The following is a 16,320-nucleotide window of genomic DNA, read 5'->3' on the forward strand; positions in this document are numbered from 1 at the left end:
CGCGGCTCATCGATTTTCCTGCATCTGCGGCTAGCTTCGAGATTTCATGTTACTATATAACATTTCATAGCGTAGCAGAGAGGTACGACGATGGCGATACACAGAGCGGGCGATGCGATGGGGGTCAGCCTGTCGGGACTTTGCATGATCCATTGCCTGGCGTTGCCGTTGTTGGTCAGCCTGTTTCCCCTCGCTGGGGCCTGGGCCGAGGCGCCTTGGGTGCATTGGCTTTTCGCGATCCTCGCCGGGCCTTTGGCCGCCTATGTGCTGACTCGGCCCGGCGCGGCCGGTCGGCGCAATTGGTCGCTGATCGCCGCAGGGGCGCTGGGTGTGGCGTCTCTCTTTCTCGCCGCCGCCGAGTTTCCGACACATGAGGCAGAGACGCCGATGACGGTCGCGGGCGGCCTGATACTGGCCGGCGCCCATATCGTGAACTGGCGCAAACGGAGTCATGTCCACTAATCGGCTGCAGTCTCGCAGAATCGACACCTGCCGCCGATCTCGATCGTGACTCGCTCGATCCTGAAGCCGACTTCCGACACAAGATCGTAGCTCGGCAGACTCGTCTCCGCCGCGCACCCGCAAACGGTGCAGATCAGAAAGGCGCGCGCTTCGCCCGGTCGACCTTCGGCGCAGGCGGTGATCCGATGGCGCCCTGACGTTCGAAGACCAAACGACGATCATCGGGCGCGACGGCGACCTGTCCTACGGCCTCAAGCCGGAAATAGTCGTCCAGGGTGAAGGGGTGGGCGAAGGCCGACGTCGTGACGAACGCCAGCATCGCCGCGACAGCGGCAAGGCCAGAACCACGCATAGCTCGACCTCACCAGCGCTTGGTGATCTGGAGCGAAACCCGGCGACCGAACGCATCAGCCTGGCCGGCGTCAAAACCGATCCCGGTGACGGCGTCATAGAAGGGCGGCGTCTCGTCTGTCAGATTGAGAATGCCTGCGGTGAGAGCCAGCCCCTGACCCCAGGACGTCTCGGGTCGCCAGGCGACCGTGAGGTCTCCCGTGGTCCAAGCGTCGATGCCGGTTCCCAGGTTATCTCGATAGCCGCTCAAATGGTTCACGGCGAAACGAACTTCTCAGGCGGCCCGTCTCCAGGTCGCGGTCGCCATCTATCAAGGCGACGGCGTCGAAGCCCGAAACCGACAGGAGCGGGATGCGCTGATCGTTGCCGCTTTTCTCGCGGGGATCCTTCCGGTCGCGGATCGTGAGCATTTTCGTCCGGGCCACGTAGTCCTCCCAGATCACCCGGAATATCTCTTCCTGGCGCATCGCCGTCGCGATCGCGAAGCGGATGATGCATCCCATGGGAATGATCTGCCGTGGGTTCGCCTCGAAGTGTGTGATGAGGCGCTCGATCTCGTCTTCGGTCGGGCGACGGTCACGCTCCACGCCCCTGCCAACCAACCCAAGCCTTTTCAGCGCGAGCCGGGCCATGTTGACCGGCTCCAGCGAAACCGACAGGCCATGGACGGCCACAGCATGAGATAGGACCAGCTTGATGGCGCCGATGTCGATGCTCAGCGTCATCGGCCCGGCGCCCTCGGACGCACGTTCGCGACCGAAGTCGATGAACACCTGCCGATCCAACTGGGCGATCTTCTTTTTGCCGAGTCTGGTCCGTAGCATTTTCAGGGTCGCAGCCTTCGACCGCCTGGGAGCCTTTCGACAGACTTCATGTCCGCAATGTGCAGGTCGATCAGTTCGGCGAACGTCTTGAGTTTGGCCGCCCGAGAAGGCGTCGGGGTCTCGCCCCTATCGATCCGCCCCTCGGCTTCGGTCGCCCAACGCCTCGCATCATCGCGTTTGATGAAGGTCTCGCTTATATAGCGCCCCTTCCTTCGCACCTGGACCCGCCACGATCCTGACGGAGTTTCGAATACGTCGCCATTTTCGTGTGCGCTCTGTGTGCACTGAGATGTCGAAAAGCCGGAAAAAATGTCGCAACACGACGTAAAATCGAGTGCACACGCCGCCTTCCAACTTTTTGATCTTACTGAAATAATGTTGAAAAATCAAGATCGTAGGCTGTCCGTGGCCCCGATGATGGACTGGACCGACCGGCACTGCCGGGCGTTCCATCGCGCGCTGTCGTCCCAGGCGCTGCTCTATACCGAGATGGTGACGGCGCCGGCGGTGATCCACGGCGACCGGGAACGGCTGCTGGGCTTCGACGCGGTCGAGCATCCGGTGGCGCTGCAGCTGGGCGGGTCGGATCCGGCGCAACTGGCCGAGGCGGCTCGGATCGGCGCGGCCTTCGGCTATGACGAGATCAATCTGAACGTGGGCTGCCCCTCCGACCGGGTGCAGTCCGGCCGGTTCGGCGCCTGTCTGATGCGAGAGCCGGAACTGGTGGCCGACTGCATGGCGGCGATCCGAGAAGCGGTGGATGTGCCCGCCACCGTAAAATGCCGCATCGGCGTGGACGACCAGGACCCGGAAACCAGCCTGTTCGCCACTGTGGACGCCAGCGCGGCGGTGGGGATCGAGGTCTTCATCGTCCACGCCCGCAAGGCCTGGCTGAAGGGCCTGTCGCCCAAGGAGAACCGCGACGTGCCCCCACTGGACTACGCCCTTGTGCGACGCCTGAAACGGGAACGGCCCCATCTGAACATCTCGATCAATGGCGGGATCGCCTCGCTGGACGAGGCCGAGGCCCATCTGGACGACCACGACGGCGTGCGCCTGGACGGGGTCATGCTGGGTCGCGCGGCCTATCACGAACCGGCGCTGCTGGGTCAGGCCGACCGACGCATCTTCGGCCAGGCGACGGCGGATACGGACGCCTTCGCCGCCCTCGCCCGCTATCGCCCCTATATGGCGGCCCGTCTGGACGAGGGGATCGCCCTGCCCGCGATGACGCGGCACATGCTGGGCCTGATGCATGGCCGGCCAGGCGCGCGAGCCTTCCGCCGTATCCTGACGGTCGAGGCCTTGCCCCCCGGCGCGGGGCTGGAAGTCGTCGACCGCGCGATCGAGGCCGTCCGCGAGGCCGAAGCGCGCCGCGCCGACGCCGCCTGAGGCCGATTCGACGCGCGATCCCAGGCGGAACCTCGCCGAACGGGGCCTGCCAACGAACCAAAAAATATGACTTTATTTCAATGGATTAACCAAGAAATAATCGGTAACGCGCCGCGTTCGGAGCCGTTTCGCCCCTTTCTGGCCATAAGTTAACGCGAAAAGACGCGCGCCGGCGGCGTTGGGAGCCGGCGCCTCCTGAGCCAAATCCATGATCGGCGCTTCCGCTGCCATCGCCATGTTCTGGGCCGCCCTGTCCTCGATCACGAGCGGGCCCGTCCCTTACAATGTCGCTGTCGCGGCGGATGCCGGCAGGGTGGAAACGCCCGCAGCCACGGTCGGTTCCTCGGAGGATGCAGCGGACGCGGCCGACGAACTGCAGACGGCGCTCAGCGCCGAACAGCAGGAGTTGATGGCCGGAGATCCGGATTGGCGCGCGTCGGCGCGCCTCTATCATGCTGGCGGCGGCGGCGCGACGGGCAACGATTCCCTGGGTTGCCGTCCTGTCGCGATGCGCACGGTCGCGGTCGATCCGCGCGTCATTCCGCGCCGCACCAAACTGTTCATCCGCGAAACGGTTGGAATGCGCCTGGCCGACGGCTCGATCCACGACGGCTACTGGTACGCCTCGGATACCGGCGGCGCGATCAAGGGCCAGAAGATCGATCTCTACACCGGCCACGGCAGCGGTTCGATGGCTCAGGCCCGTCGCCTGAACATGCGCACCCTGACTATCGCCGACGCCGGCCGGTTCGACGGCTGCCCGCCGGCCTGGGAAAACGCCTCGCGCTGAGCCGCCTGTCTTTACGAAAATGCAGAACGCCGGCGACGGGGCCCGTCGCCGGCGTCTTCAATTCCGCATTGCGGGCCGGCCGATCAGTCGATCTCCGTGACCTTCAGCGTCGATTGCACCATGTCGGAGCCGTAGGTGCCGACCCAGACGTCATAGCGACCGTTCTGCGGATTGGTGATCGTCACCTTCGGGTTCAGGCTGCCGGCGCTGTCGTCGTCGCAATACCAGCGGCCGTTCGGCGTGTTGATCAGCAGGGTGGTGTCGCTGTCGGCCTCTACCGTGAAGGTCAGGTCCGCGTCTCCGGCGTCGTAGAAGACTTGGAAGTCCGGCGCGGCGCTGACATTGCCTTCGCAACCCGACTTGGCTCGTTCGGCGGGGATGGAACCGCCGGCCAGGATCGACTTGGTGAAGGGGTCGGGCGTGAAGCCCGCACGCAGGTTGGTGCTGCCGTAGTTCGCATTCAGATTGATGTCCGGCGAGCCGCTTCCGCTCGAACTGCCGGAGCCGCCCAGTTCGCTGATCGACAGCGTCGATTGGACCATGCTGTTGTTATAGGTGCCGACCCACACGTCGTAGCGGCCGCTTTCCGGCGAATTGACCGTGATCTTCGGATCCAGATCGCCGCCGCTGTCGTCGTCGCACAGCCACCGGCCGCTGGGGGTGTTGATCAGCAGGGTGGTGTCCTGGGCCGCCGCCACCGAGAAGGTCAGGTCCAGCGAGCCGGCCTCGTAGAACAGCTGGAAATCCGGCGCCGAACTGACCGCGCCCTCGCAGTCCGAACGGACGCGCGACGCCTGGGTGCTGCCGCCCGCACGGATCGACTTGGTGAAGGGATCGGGCGTGAAGCCGCTGGACAGGCGCGTCGAGCCATAGTTGGGGTCCAGGGTGAAGTCCGGCCCGTTCCGGACCGCCGACTTCTGCGCGAAACTGACACTCGGCGTCAGCAGCAACGCCGCAGCCGTTACGATGGCGATTGATCTCATGGGCTCCCTCCCGCTGCGGCGTCCTGCCGCGCCCCGAACCATACGCCATTTCCACGCAAGGTGAAGCTTTCGCTCCCGTGCCGTGGGGTCAGAACCGGCGGCGGCCCGATACGGTCTCGAAGAACAGTCGAAAATCGCCCATCAGGCTCCACAACGGATATTTGAAGGTCGCCGGCCGGTTCTTCTCGAAAAAGAAATGTCCGACCCAGGCGAAACCATAGCCGACCAGCGGCATGGCCAAGAGCCACCACGGGTTCCGCGTCGCCAGAAAGACGGTGAAGGCCAGGATCACCAATCCGGTCCCGACCACATGGATGCGCCGGCAGGTCCGGTTGGAGTGTTCGTGGATGTAATAGGGATAGAAGGCCTGGAACGAGGCGTATCGACCCTGGGGCTCGGACGGCGTGCTCATGGCCGGAGGGTGCGCCTCCGGCCGCGATCAGGCAAGTCTCAGCCCTTGGGCTTGCTCTTGAAGCCGGTCTTCTTGAAGCCCGCCTTGGGCTTGAAGGGCTTCTTGGCGAAAGGCTTGTCGCCAGCCGGTTTCGCGCCGTCGGCCTTCGGCGCCCAGGGCTTCTTCTTGAACGGCGGGCGAGCGTCGCCCTCGCCCCCCTCGGCGCGCTTAAAGGGGGTTTTCTTGAAGGGGCGGTCGCCGTCTTCACGCGGCTTGCCGGCGAAACGGCTGGCCTTCATCGAGCCCGGCGTGGGGGCTTCGGACGGAGTGATGCGGACCTCGTCCTTGGAGGCGGCGATGGCTTCGCGGAACGCCTTTTCGTGGGTCTTGGCGATCTCGAACCGGGTCTCGTCGGGGAAGGTGCGGATCGCGCCGATCTGGGGTTTGGAGATGCCTCCAATGCGGCAGATCAGCGGGATCAGCCATTTGGGGTCGGCGTTCTTGGTACGGCCCACGTCCAGGCGGAACCAGACCACCTCGTCGGCGCCCAGGCGCTCGCCCGGCCAGGGGGTCGCCGTCACGCCGTCGTCGCCGCGCGTCGTGCGTTCGCGTTTGGCCGGGCCGCGATCGGAACCGGGATCAGACAGTTCTTCCGGCGCCGGCTGTTCCTTGCGGAGCAGGCGAACCAGGGCGGCGGCGATCTCGTCGGGCGTGCGCTCGGCGATCATGCGCTTGGCGACGATCATGTCCTCGTCGGACACCTCGGCCTCGAAGAATTCGGGCGACAGCAGGCGACCTTCGTCGGCCTTGCGGATTTCGTCAAAGGTCGGGGCGCCCGACCAGATGGCCTCGACGCCCGCATCGTCCATCAGCCGCTCGGCCTTGCGACGGCGAGAGTGCGGAACGAGCATCACCGAGACGCCCTTCTTGCCCGCCCGGCCCGTGCGGCCCGAACGGTGCAGCAGGCCCGCACGGTTCATCGGCAGTTCGGCATGGATGACCAGGCCCAGGTCCGGCAGATCCAGCCCGCGCGCGGCGACGTCGGTGGCGACGCAGACGCGGGCGCGGCCGTCACGCAGCGACTGCAGCGCATCGGTCCGCTCGCGCTGGCCCATTTCGCCCGACAGGCTGACGGTCGAGAAGCCGCGTTCCAGCAGCGACGACTGCAGGTGACGCACGCTGTCGCGTGTCGAGCAGAACACCATGGCGCGCGGCGCCTCGAACCAGCGCAGGGTGTTGACCACCGCGTGTTCGATCTCGTTGGGCGCAATACGATAGGCGCGGTACTCGATGTCGGCGTGCTGGCGAGTCTTGTCCGTCGCGTCGATGCGGACCGCGTCCTTCTGGTAGCGTTTGGCCAGGGTGGCGATGTCGCGCGCGATGGTCGCCGAGAACAGCAGGGTGCGGCGTTCGGCCGGGGCCTGGTCCAGAATGAACTCCAGATCCTCGCGGAAGCCCATGTCCAGCATCTCGTCCGCCTCGTCCAGGACGGCGACCTTCAGTTCGGACAGGTCCAGATTGCCCCGGTCGATGTGGTCCTTCAGGCGGCCCGGCGTGCCGACGACGATATGGACGCCGAAGCCCAGCGCGCGCGCTTCACGGCGCGCATCCATGCCGCCGACGCAGGTGGCGATCTTGGCGCCCGAGTCGGCGTACAGCCATTGCAGTTCGGCAGCCACCTGCATGGCCAGTTCGCGGGTCGGGGCGATGGCCAGGCACAGGGGCGCGCCGCCGGGGCCGAAGATCGGTTTGTCGCCCAAAAGGGTCGGGGCGGCGGCCAGACCGAACGCCACCGTCTTGCCCGATCCGGTCTGGGCCGAGACCAGCAGGTCGCGGTCCGCGTGTTCGCTTTCCAGCACGGCGGCCTGAACCGGAGTGGGTTCGGCATAGCCCTTGTTGATCAGGGCGCGATCAAGCGCAGGGTGGACGGCGGGAAAGGGCATGGGAAACCTGGGACAACGGACAAGGGCGGACGCCGAAACGACCGCGCCCGGCCGAGGACAGACCTCAGGCCGGGCGAATGGCGACGCTCTATACATGGATAAAGGCTGAAGCGGGGCGGAAAACGCCGTTCACCCTGTTCCTTCAGGCGATGTTGACCCGAAAGACGCAGTCTGGCGATCGAACCCACCACGCCCGGAGCTTCGCCATGCAAGCGCTTTCTATCGCCGCCGCCGGAATGACGACCGCGCAGAACCGGTTCGACAACAGCGCACGTCGCACCGCGACGGCACCGCTGGACAACCTGGCCGAAGAAGCCGTGGAACGGATCCAGGCCAAGACCGCCTTCAGCGCCAACGCCGCCGTTCTGCGCACCGCCGACGACATGACCGGCACGCTGCTGGACATTCTGTCCTGAAGCCTCAGACCGACGCCTTCTCCGGCAGGTTGAAGAAGCCGACGAAGCGATCGAATACGGCCCGGTCGCCGGTCAGTGTCATCAGGCCGTCGGCCTCGAAGGCGCCGGGCGGAACCTTGCCGTAAACGCAGGCCGCGACCAGCGGCGGTTGGGTCGTCAGGACGACGTCTGCAGCGTCCGCGGCGCCGCGGCGGGTCGTGATCGTCCCCTTCTCGATCTGAACGACGAAAGGTTCGTCGCCGAAGACGAAGCCGACGCTCATCGCCGCGTCCCCGGCCAGGGCCGGATCGAACATCGTCTCGAACGACTGCATGATCGACACCGCGCTGATCGGCAGGGTCGGGTCGTGGCGAGGCGAGCGCGCCGCCCAGCCGCCCAGCACCATGAAGACCGGCTTGATCTCATATCCCCACGGCGTCAGCTCATAGACCTGGACCGAGGCGGGCGGCGGGAGCTTGCGGCGGGTCACGATGCCCGAAGCCTCCAGCCCCTCCAGCCGCTGGGTCAGCACGTTGGCGGAAATGCCGTGCAGATCCTTTCGCAGATCCCCGAACCGGCGCGGCCCCATCATCAGTTCACGGATCACCAGCAGGGCCCAGCGCTCGCCGATCAGGTCCAGCCCGTGCGCGGCGCCACAGGCGTCGTGATATCGGCGACCAGCCCTATCGGTTATCTTTTCTAACTTCATGGTTGACTATCGTAATCATCGGAGTCAGGTTTCGCAAACAACAAGGAGAGGAAACGCCGTGGCCCAGCTGATTTTCATCAACCTGCCGGTCGTCGATCTGCCCCGATCGATCGCCTTCTACGAAGCGGTCGGCGCGACCAGAAACCCGATGTTCAGCGACGACACGGCCGCGTGCATGGTGGTGTCGGACGTAATCCACGTCATGCTGCTGACGCACGACAAGTGGCGCACCTTCACCGACCGCCAGATCCCGGACGCCCACGCCTCGGCGCAGATGTCGCTGTGCATCTCGTTCGACAGCCGAGAGGCTGTGGACTCGGTGGTCGAACGCGCGGGTGCGGCGGGCGGTCTGATGGACCCAAACCCGATTCAGGATCACGGCTTCATGTATGGGCGCGGCTATGCCGACCCGGACGGCCATATCTGGGAACCGATGTGGATGGACCCGGCCGCCGTCGCCGCCGGTCCCGAAGCCTTCGCCGCCGACGCCATGGTGTCGTGATGGCTGACATTCGCGAACTGAGCATCCGCCGCCTGATCAAGGCCTCGCCGGAAACGGTGTGGGAGATCTATACGGAGCGCACCGGCGAATGGTTCTGCCCCCGCCCCTGGACCACGCCGGTTGTGGACTGGGACCTGCGCGTCGGCGGGCGGGCCAATGTCGAAATGGCTTCGCCCGAGGGCGAGCGGCATCCCTATTCCGGCGTGTTTCTGGAGGTGGTTCCTGGCCGCAAACTGGTCTCGACCGGCGCCTTCACCGAGGGCTGGGTTCCGCAGGCCGGCGAAATGAACTTCGTGCGCATCGACACCTTCGAACCCGAGGCCGGCGGAACCCGCTACACCGCCACCGCCCGGCACTGGGACGAAAAAGCCGCCGAAACCCACAAGGCCATGGGCTTCGAACAGGGCTGGGGCGCGGTCGCCGATCAACTGGCGGCGTTGGCGGAAGGTGACGCGGCATGACCGACAAGATCATACCCTGCCTGTGGTTCGACGGCGACGCCGAGGCCGCGACCGCCCTCTATGTCAGCCTTCTGCCCGACAGCCGCATCACCGCCGTCAACCGCTCGCCGGTCGACACGCCCTCCGGCCCTGAAGGATCGGTGCTGACGGTGCAGTTCGTGCTGGCGGGTCGTGAGTATCTGGCGCTGAACGGCGGACCGAACTTTCGCTTCACCGAGGCTGTCTCCTTCATGGTGATGACCGAGGATCAGGCCGAGACGGATCGGCTGTGGGACGCCCTGCTCGCCGACGGCGGCAGAGAAAACGCCTGCGGCTGGCTGAAGGACCGCTGGGGCCTGTCGTGGCAGATCACGCCGCGTCGCCTGATGGAGCTGACCACCGATCCGAACCCCGCGCGCGCCAAGGCCGCCATGCAGGCCATGATGGGCATGATCAAGATCGATATCGCGGCGCTGGACCGCGCCGTGGCCGACCTTTGAACCCTGAAAGAGGAGACGACCAATGACCTATGTGACCGGCTTTTTGACCCCCGTGAAAACCGAGGACAAGGCGCGCTACGTCAAGTCCGCCGAAGCCGCTTGGCCGCTGTTCAAGAAATACGGCGCCCTGGCCCAGGTCGAGACCTGGGGCCAGGATGTGCCCGACGGCAAGCTGACCAGCTTCCCCATGGCGGTGAAGCTGGAACCGGGCGAGGTGGTGGTCTTCTCCTGGATCACCTGGCCCGACCGCGCGACCGCCGACGCCTGCTGGGCCCAGATGGAGAACGATCCCGCCTTCGCCGACATGGACATGCCCTTCGACGGCAAACGAATGATGTGGGGCGGGTTCGAAGCCGTGTTCGAGGGCAGGGCCTGACCTCTACCGACAGAAGCGCGTGTCGGTCGCCTCCAGATGCAGGTGGTCGTAGTGGACGGCGTTGTAGTCGGGGCTCAGCGTCGTGCCGAAGATGCGGCAGGCGTCGTCGCGGATGCGGCGCAGGAAGCGGGCCTCGGCCGTGCCGCCGTTCCAGTCCTTGGTCACGGTGATGCGTCGCCCGTCGCGCAGCCGCACCCCGGCGAAATCCAGGGCCGCCGCCTGGGCGTGGGCGCTGATGCGGTTGGAGCCCGCGCCGTTGTTCACATTGCGACAGGCGTACGCGCCCATATGGTCGATCTGGACAACGTCCGAGCCCAGGATCTCGCGCGCCGCCGGCTCCAGCGACTGACGCCGCCAGATGCTCAGGGCCAGGGCCGTCTGGCAGGTCATTTCGACATCGCCCGGCGCCATCCGCGCCACCGTTCCCAGGTCCGGCCCCAGAACCCCGCCGGCGCTCAGGCCGCAGACCGACGTGGCGTGGCGATCCGGTACGGGGTTGAAGGTCACGCGCGCCGCGTTCAACTGCGCCAGACACCGCCCCAGGTCCGCCCCTTCGCGGACCACGGCGCCTTGCGTGCCGCCGTCGATGGGCCGGTCCACCAGCCCCCCGACCAGGGGGGCGGCGCTGCGCGACGGATAGGGGCTGGGCGTCGGCCGCAGCGGCTCAGGCGGTCGACGCACGCAGCCGCTAAGGATCAGAACGGTCGCAGCGGCGACGAACAGACGACGAAAGGGGACGAGCATCGTCCGGACGCTAGTCGAATTCGCGCCACGACCACATCACGAGACAGCGAGGATACGCGCGGCGGGTTGTTGCGAAACACTCTCAATCTTGTTAGAGGATCGGCGTCGCCTCGGCGGCCGTAAGCGTCTCACGTCAGGCAACGCATCCATCCCGGCCTTCGGCCGGGACCGGCTCGCCCGGTGGATGCCCGTGCCGAAGACCTGATTTTAAAGAGAGACGCAAAATGCACCCTCATCCCGCCGTCATCCGGTTTCGACGCCTGCCTGCACGTTACGCCGGGCTGGTCATGCCGCTGATCCTGTCGCTGTTCATGACCTTCGTGGTCTCGGCCATCGCCACCGCGCGCAATCTGGGCTTCGTCCCGGCCTTCCCGGCGGCCTGGATGCAGGCCTGGGGGCTGTCCTGGCTGATCGCCTTTCCGGTCCTGCTGCTGATCCTGCCGCTGGTCCGGCGCATCGTCGGCGCCCTGGTCGAACCGGTCCGTTGAACGAATAAGGGGCGGCCCTTTCGGCGCCGCCCCTTATCGTCCTAGCTGTCCAGGAAGGACCGTAGTTTGCGCGACCGGCTGGGGTGTTTCAGCTTGCGCAGCGCCTTGGCCTCGATCTGGCGGATGCGTTCGCGCGTCACCGAGAACTGCTGGCCGACCTCTTCCAGCGTGTGGTCGGTGTTCATGCCGATGCCGAAGCGCATCCGCAGGACGCGTTCTTCACGCGGCGTCAGCGAGGCCAGAACCCGCGTCGTGGTCTCACGCAGGTTCGACTGAATGGCCGCGTCGATCGGCAGGACGGCGTTCTTGTCCTCGATAAAGTCGCCCAGGTGGCTGTCTTCCTCGTCCCCGATGGGGGTCTCGAGGCTGATCGGCTCCTTGGCGATCTTCAGGACCTTGCGCACCTTCTCCAGCGGCATGGCCAGCTTTTCAGCCAGTTCCTCCGGGGTCGGCTCGCGGCCGATTTCGTGCAGCATCTGGCGCGAGGTGCGAACGATCTTGTTGATCGTCTCGATCATGTGGACCGGGATGCGGATGGTGCGCGCCTGGTCGGCGATGGAGCGCGTGATCGCCTGCCTGATCCACCAGGTGGCGTAGGTCGAGAACTTGTAGCCGCGACGATACTCGAACTTGTCGACCGCCTTCATCAGGCCGATGTTGCCCTCCTGGATCAGGTCCAGGAACTGCAGGCCGCGGTTGGTGTATTTCTTGGCGATGGAGATCACCAGGCGCAGATTGGCCTCGACCATCTCCTTCTTGGCCTGACGGGCTTCACGCTCGCCCTTCTGCACCGTCTGGACGATGCGGCGATAATCGTCGATCGGCAGGCCAGCTTCCAGCGCCACGGCGGCGACATCCGAACGGATGGTGGCGATCTGGCTGGCTTCATTCTCGCTGAACTTGGTCCAGCGCACGCCCTGTTCCTTGATCCGATCCGTCCAGGTCGGGTCCAGTTCGGCGCCGAAATAGGCCTTGAGGAACTCGGGACGCGAGATGCCGTAGCTGTCGGCCAGACGCAGCAGGCGGCCTTCCAGACCGATCAGGCGTTTGTTAATCGCATAGAGTTGCTCGACCAGCGCCTCGATGCGGTTGTTGTTCAGCTTCATCGTCTTCAGACGGTCGGAAATCGCCGTCGTCAGCGCCTGATAGGCCTTCTCGTCCTTGGCGGTCAGCGCCTCGCCCTTCAAACGCGCCTGGACCAGCTTGTCCTGCAACTGACGGAAGGCGCCGAAGTCGGCGGCGATCAGGTTCAGGACCTCCATCACGCCGTCGCGCAACTCGGCTTCCAGCGCCGAGATCGACATGCCGCCGCCGTCGTCGAAGTCGTCGTCGTCCTCGTCGTCGGATTCAGGCTTGTCCTCGGCCGCCGGCTTGTCCTCGGCTTCCTCTTCCTCGCCCTCCGGCTGGGCGGCGCCCGGCAGGGACGAGGGGTTCAGCACGCCATAGGTGGCGTCAAGGTCAATGACCTCGCGCAGCAGGATGCGATTGTTTTCCAGTTCGTCGCGCCAGACCATGATGGCCTCGAACGTCAGGGCGCTTTCGCACAGGCCCGAGATCATGGCGTCGCGGCCGGCCTCGATCCGCTTGGCGATGGCGATTTCGCCCTCACGGCTCAAGAGTTCGACCGAACCCATTTCGCGCAGATACATCCGCACAGGGTCGTCGGTGCGGTCATAGGCCGACTTGGCGGGCGTTTCGGCGACGGCGGTCCCGGCGGCGGCGGCGACGTCGGTGGACTGCTGCTCCTGCGCGTCCTCCTCGGCCTCGACGACGTTGACGCCCATTTCCGACAACATGGCCAGGGTGTCTTCGATGGCGTCGGGGGTGACTTCTTCGGACGGCAGGACCTTGTTCAGCTCCTCCATCGTCACATAGCCGCGCGCCTTGGCCTGTTTGATGAATTTCTTGACGCCGGCGTCGGTCAGATCGAGCAGGGGCCCGTCGGTCGAAACCTCGGCGTCCTGCGTCTCGGTCTGTGCGTTCATAGTCAGTCTGTCTCCGGCCGAGGGGGTGATCAGTCCGCCCCGACGAAAAATACAATGCCCGGCGAGCCGTAAGGTTACGCGCCCGCGCTGTCTTCCCAAATCGTTCCGGCTTTGATCGCACGGCGAAGCGCATCCCGCTCGGCCTTCAGCCGGCGGAAAGCCTCATCCTGCCCAGGCACGCCACGCGCCTGGGACAAGGCGTCCTCCAACGCCGCCACGCGGGTTGAAGCGTCGAACGCCTGCGACCATCGGACCCTTGCCTCGGCGAGGGGCGCATTTGCGGCCAGGAATGGCGCGCCGGACTTCGCCGCCGCCTTCTCGACCTCGCGCACTAAGGCATCATGACCCGATTGCGCCAGATGGCGTCGCAGGGCGGCGGAGTCAAGGCTTTGGCCCGACAGACGCAGGCGAACCAATTCCTGGGCCAGGCCGTCCAGGGCCTTGTCGCCGAAACCATGGCTGCTGATCGCCTCCAGATGGTCGTCCATCCGTTCGGGGTCGTCGATGGCGCCATGGGCCAAGGCGGCGGGCACCGGCTCTATGGCGCGGAACAGCGACTGCATTGCCTGCGCCCCTTCGACCGTCTGGCCCATCTTGGGCGGCGGGCCGAACCGCCCCCTGCCCTGCCCCGGCGTCCAGGGCGCGCGTTGCGGGCTGCGGGGAAACAGGGCGTCGAAACGCTCATAGAGGTCGCGCCGATATTGTTCGGCCAGATCCTTGTCCTGAATGGCACCGGCCGCCGCCCGCAGACGCGCCTTGAAACCCGCCTTCCGCTCGGGCGTGTCCAGCGGCTCGACATCCTGTTCGCGACGGAACAGCACCTCAGCGAAGCCATGGGTTTCGGACAGGGCTTGCCGCAAGGCCGGCGCCCCCTTGTCGCGCAGGATGTCGTCCGGGTCCTGACCGCCGCCCAGCAGCGAGAACCGGAACGACCGCCCCGCCTTCAAAAGCGGCAGCGCCCGCTCGATGGCCCGATAGGCGGCGCGCAGGCCCGCTGCATCCCCATCGAAACACAGCACCGGCTCATGGCTGATCCGCCACAGCCGCTCCATCTGCTCCTCGGTCAGGGCCGTGCCCATCGGCGCCACGGCCGGCAGGCCCGCACGCTGACAGGCGATGACGTCCATATAGCCTTCGACCACGATGATGGCCTGGTCGTTCTTGGATTCCGCGCCCAGAATCCGCCGCGCCTCAGGCAGGCCATACAGGGTCGCGCCCTTGTGAAACAGCGGGCTTTCCGGGCCGTTCAGATATTTGGCCCGGTCGTCGGGGTTCATGGCCCGGCCGCCGAAGCTGACGATCCGGCCGCGCGCGTCCAGAATCGGGAACATCAGCCGGTCGCGGAACCGGTCATAGGGCTGACCGCCGCTTTCGGGCGAGATCAGCAGCCCGGCCTCGACCAGATCGGCGGGCCGGGCGCCGCGCTGGACCAGCGCCTGTTTCAGCCCCTCGCGGTCGTTGGGCGCATAGCCCAGGCCGAACCGCTCCCACTGATCCTCGGGCAGGCCGCGCTTGTCCAGGTATTCGCGCGCCGCCTTGCCCGGCGTGCGACGCAGATTGGCGGCGAACCATTTCTGGGCCAGGTCCATCCAGTCCGACAGACCCGCCCGCTTCTGCTCGCGCTCGGCCTCCCTGGGGTCTTCGGCGGGAAGCTGCATCCCCGCCTCGGCCGCCAGCCGCTGCACGGCCTCGACAAAGCTCAGCCGCTCCGTCTCTTGCAGGAAGCTGATGATGTCGCCGTGCTTGCCGGACGAGAAGTCGTGGAAGAAGCCCTTGTCATCGTTGACGAAGAAGGACGGCGACTTCTCCTTGGAGAAGGGCGATAGGCCGACGTATTCGCGCCCCTGACGTTTCAGCTTCACCGTCCGCCCGATCACGTCGGACGGCCGAAGGCGGGCCTTCAGTTCATCGATGAATCTCTCGTCGAAACGCACCCGGGGATCCTTAGGCCCTGTGGCCGGTTCCGTCGATGTTTCGGGGACGATCAGGCGGTTCGTCCGGGCATCCCCCGATATCCGAACGAACCGCCGCATCGCAAAAGGCGTAAGCCGCCGCGTCCCCCAACGCCTTGGCTAACGAAGTCCTAACGCCTCGCGGACCTGCATCTGGCGGGAGGTGCGGCCTTCTGTCGAGAGGGCGCCGACCGGCGATTTCCAGAACAAGGCGAGACTGTGTCTTTTACGCCGCGCCGAGTTCGCGTCAGGGGCGACCGAAGGGAACGATCTTGTTGGCGGCGTCGTGCCCGATGTCGGCCTGGCCCAGGAATTCTATGCCCGATCTCAAGCACCAGTATCGAACGATTTCCTCCGGCGTCTGACCAAAGTCGGGATCGTTTGGCGTCACGTCCGACACACGCCCAAGGCGAATTCCGGCCACGCGCCGAATCGAAGCCTGACCCGTCAAGTGAAACATCATCCGGTCGATCCGATAGGCGGCCTCCGAAACCTCTTCCAGCATCAGGACATGGCCGGACAGGTCGGGTTCCAGAACTGTGCCAGTCAGTTCGTTCAATATGGTCAGGTTGAAGGCGACGGCGGGCCGCGGATCGGTCGCCAGCGAGGGCTCCAGCCAGTCGCTGCGTCCCGTGGCCAGCCAGGCGATCGCCCCCTCGGCCATCGCGTCGTGACGCACCGCGTCGGACGCCATGGGCCCATGGGCCAGATGCTTGAACCCGGCCCTGTACATTCCCGCCAGCAGGCTGCCGGCGTCGGAATAGCCCAGATACCGTTTCTTGCGCGCCACGGCGTTCAGTCGGGGCAGGACCGCTTCGGCGATGCGGCAGGAGCCATAGCCGCCGCGCCCGAACCAGACGGCGTCGATGCGCGGGTCGTTGGCGAACTCCACGAAGGCTTCGGCGCGGGCGCGGTCGTCGCCGGCGAAATGGCCGTGCTTCAGAAAGCAGGCGGGATGAAAGACCACCGCCACGTCGCGGTCGGGGTGGTGCTGGGCCATCCAGGCCTCGATGGCGTCTGCGCGCTCCCTGGAGAAGCGCGAACTGGCGCAGACGACGCCGATCTTCACTCTGTTGCCGTCCACGACCGCCTT

The 16,320-nt window shown here is 65.9% G+C and carries 20 protein-coding genes; 9 read left to right on the plus strand and 11 right to left on the minus strand.

Features of this window, described 5'->3' with window-relative positions; all coding sequences use genetic code 11:
• The first annotated feature begins 90 nt into the window (after positions 1-90).
• Entirely contained in the window at positions 91-462 is a 372-nt protein-coding gene (locus ACWPV3_RS15435) for a MerC domain-containing protein (RefSeq protein ID WP_453978403.1), read from the plus strand.
• A gap of 133 nt (positions 463-595) precedes the next feature.
• Here ACWPV3_RS15435 and ACWPV3_RS15440 read toward each other — a convergent pair whose 3' ends face one another.
• Genes ACWPV3_RS15440 through ACWPV3_RS15450 form a run of 3 tightly spaced genes read right to left on the minus strand, consistent with a single transcriptional unit; the run spans position 596 to position 1,586 of the window.
• On the minus strand, positions 596-814 hold the full coding sequence (locus ACWPV3_RS15440; RefSeq protein ID WP_453978404.1) for a hypothetical protein: 219 nt from the start codon (positions 812-814) through the stop codon (positions 596-598).
• A gap of 9 nt (positions 815-823) precedes the next feature.
• Positions 824-1,063 carry a hypothetical protein gene (locus tag ACWPV3_RS15445; RefSeq protein ID WP_453978405.1) on the minus strand — a complete coding sequence of 80 codons (240 nt, stop codon included), beginning with the start codon at positions 1,061-1,063 and terminating at the stop codon, positions 824-826.
• A complete protein-coding gene (locus tag ACWPV3_RS15450; protein WP_453978406.1) occupies positions 1,044-1,586 on the minus strand; it encodes a hypothetical protein in 543 nt (180 codons plus the stop codon). Before ACWPV3_RS15450 ends, ACWPV3_RS15445 begins: the two co-directional genes overlap by 20 nt.
• 426 nt (positions 1,587-2,012) lie before the next feature.
• Here ACWPV3_RS15450 and dusA point away from each other — a divergent pair, with 426 nt between their 5' ends.
• A complete protein-coding gene (gene dusA, locus ACWPV3_RS15455) occupies positions 2,013-3,029 on the plus strand; it encodes a tRNA dihydrouridine(20/20a) synthase DusA (RefSeq protein ID WP_453978407.1) in 1,017 nt (338 codons plus the stop codon).
• A gap of 208 nt (positions 3,030-3,237) precedes the next feature.
• A complete protein-coding gene (locus tag ACWPV3_RS15460) occupies positions 3,238-3,819 on the plus strand; it encodes a 3D domain-containing protein (RefSeq protein WP_292088941.1) in 582 nt (193 codons plus the stop codon).
• A gap of 83 nt (positions 3,820-3,902) precedes the next feature.
• Here ACWPV3_RS15460 and ACWPV3_RS15465 read toward each other — a convergent pair whose 3' ends face one another.
• From ACWPV3_RS15465 to ACWPV3_RS15475, 3 genes are all read right to left on the minus strand, one after another.
• The gene (locus tag ACWPV3_RS15465) at positions 3,903-4,802 is read right to left on the minus strand and encodes a hypothetical protein (protein WP_292088940.1); all 900 of its coding nucleotides are present in this window, start codon (positions 4,800-4,802) and stop codon (positions 3,903-3,905) included.
• An 88-nt stretch (positions 4,803-4,890) separates the two neighbouring features.
• Entirely contained in the window at positions 4,891-5,214 is a 324-nt protein-coding gene (locus ACWPV3_RS15470) for an Mpo1-like protein (protein WP_453978409.1), read from the minus strand.
• A gap of 38 nt (positions 5,215-5,252) precedes the next feature.
• On the minus strand, positions 5,253-7,136 hold the full coding sequence (locus ACWPV3_RS15475) for a DEAD/DEAH box helicase (RefSeq protein ID WP_453978410.1): 1,884 nt from the start codon (positions 7,134-7,136) through the stop codon (positions 5,253-5,255).
• A 206-nt stretch (positions 7,137-7,342) separates the two neighbouring features.
• Between ACWPV3_RS15475 and ACWPV3_RS15480 the strand changes: the two genes are divergently transcribed.
• Positions 7,343-7,552 (plus strand): flagellar basal body rod C-terminal domain-containing protein, encoded by a 210-nt coding sequence (locus tag ACWPV3_RS15480; RefSeq protein ID WP_453978411.1) that lies wholly within the window; start codon positions 7,343-7,345, stop codon positions 7,550-7,552.
• Between the two features lie 4 nt (positions 7,553-7,556).
• Here the strand turns inward: ACWPV3_RS15480 and ACWPV3_RS15485 are convergent, their stop codons facing one another.
• Positions 7,557-8,240, minus strand: coding sequence for a winged helix-turn-helix transcriptional regulator (locus tag ACWPV3_RS15485; RefSeq protein WP_453978412.1), 684 nt, complete (start codon positions 8,238-8,240; stop codon positions 7,557-7,559).
• Between the two features lie 58 nt (positions 8,241-8,298).
• On the opposite strand from ACWPV3_RS15485, the gene ACWPV3_RS15490 reads away from it, so the two are divergent.
• Genes ACWPV3_RS15490 through ACWPV3_RS15505 form a run of 4 tightly spaced genes read left to right on the plus strand, consistent with a single transcriptional unit; the run spans position 8,299 to position 10,058 of the window.
• Positions 8,299-8,742, plus strand: a complete 444-nt coding sequence (locus ACWPV3_RS15490; protein ID WP_312734228.1) for a VOC family protein — start codon at positions 8,299-8,301, stop codon at positions 8,740-8,742.
• The gene (locus tag ACWPV3_RS15495) at positions 8,742-9,203 is read left to right on the plus strand and encodes an SRPBCC family protein (RefSeq protein WP_453978413.1); all 462 of its coding nucleotides are present in this window, start codon (positions 8,742-8,744) and stop codon (positions 9,201-9,203) included. Before ACWPV3_RS15490 ends, ACWPV3_RS15495 begins: the two co-directional genes overlap by 1 nt.
• On the plus strand, positions 9,200-9,682 hold the full coding sequence (locus tag ACWPV3_RS15500; RefSeq protein ID WP_453978414.1) for a VOC family protein: 483 nt from the start codon (positions 9,200-9,202) through the stop codon (positions 9,680-9,682). Before ACWPV3_RS15495 ends, ACWPV3_RS15500 begins: the two co-directional genes overlap by 4 nt.
• A 22-nt stretch (positions 9,683-9,704) precedes the next feature.
• On the plus strand, positions 9,705-10,058 hold the full coding sequence (locus ACWPV3_RS15505) for a DUF1428 domain-containing protein (protein ID WP_453978415.1): 354 nt from the start codon (positions 9,705-9,707) through the stop codon (positions 10,056-10,058).
• Positions 10,059-10,061: 3 nt separating this feature from the next.
• Here the strand turns inward: ACWPV3_RS15505 and ACWPV3_RS15510 are convergent, their stop codons facing one another.
• Positions 10,062-10,802 carry an extensin-like domain-containing protein gene (locus ACWPV3_RS15510; protein WP_453978416.1) on the minus strand — a complete coding sequence of 247 codons (741 nt, stop codon included), beginning with the start codon at positions 10,800-10,802 and terminating at the stop codon, positions 10,062-10,064.
• A gap of 224 nt (positions 10,803-11,026) precedes the next feature.
• On the opposite strand from ACWPV3_RS15510, the gene ACWPV3_RS15515 reads away from it, so the two are divergent.
• A complete protein-coding gene (locus tag ACWPV3_RS15515; RefSeq protein WP_453978417.1) occupies positions 11,027-11,290 on the plus strand; it encodes a DUF2798 domain-containing protein in 264 nt (87 codons plus the stop codon).
• A gap of 41 nt (positions 11,291-11,331) precedes the next feature.
• Here ACWPV3_RS15515 and rpoD read toward each other — a convergent pair whose 3' ends face one another.
• From rpoD to ACWPV3_RS15530, 3 genes are all read right to left on the minus strand, one after another.
• The gene (rpoD, locus tag ACWPV3_RS15520; protein ID WP_313452372.1) at positions 11,332-13,275 is read right to left on the minus strand and encodes an RNA polymerase sigma factor RpoD; all 1,944 of its coding nucleotides are present in this window, start codon (positions 13,273-13,275) and stop codon (positions 11,332-11,334) included.
• Between the two features lie 74 nt (positions 13,276-13,349).
• Positions 13,350-15,209, minus strand: a complete 1,860-nt coding sequence (gene dnaG, locus ACWPV3_RS15525; RefSeq protein WP_453978418.1) for a DNA primase — start codon at positions 15,207-15,209, stop codon at positions 13,350-13,352.
• A 265-nt stretch (positions 15,210-15,474) separates the two neighbouring features.
• Positions 15,475-16,311 (minus strand): LD-carboxypeptidase, encoded by an 837-nt coding sequence (locus ACWPV3_RS15530; protein WP_453978419.1) that lies wholly within the window; start codon positions 16,309-16,311, stop codon positions 15,475-15,477.
• Positions 16,312-16,320: the final 9 nt, after the last annotated feature.

It is taken from the genome of Brevundimonas sp. Marseille-Q4549 (genome assembly GCF_976940555.1).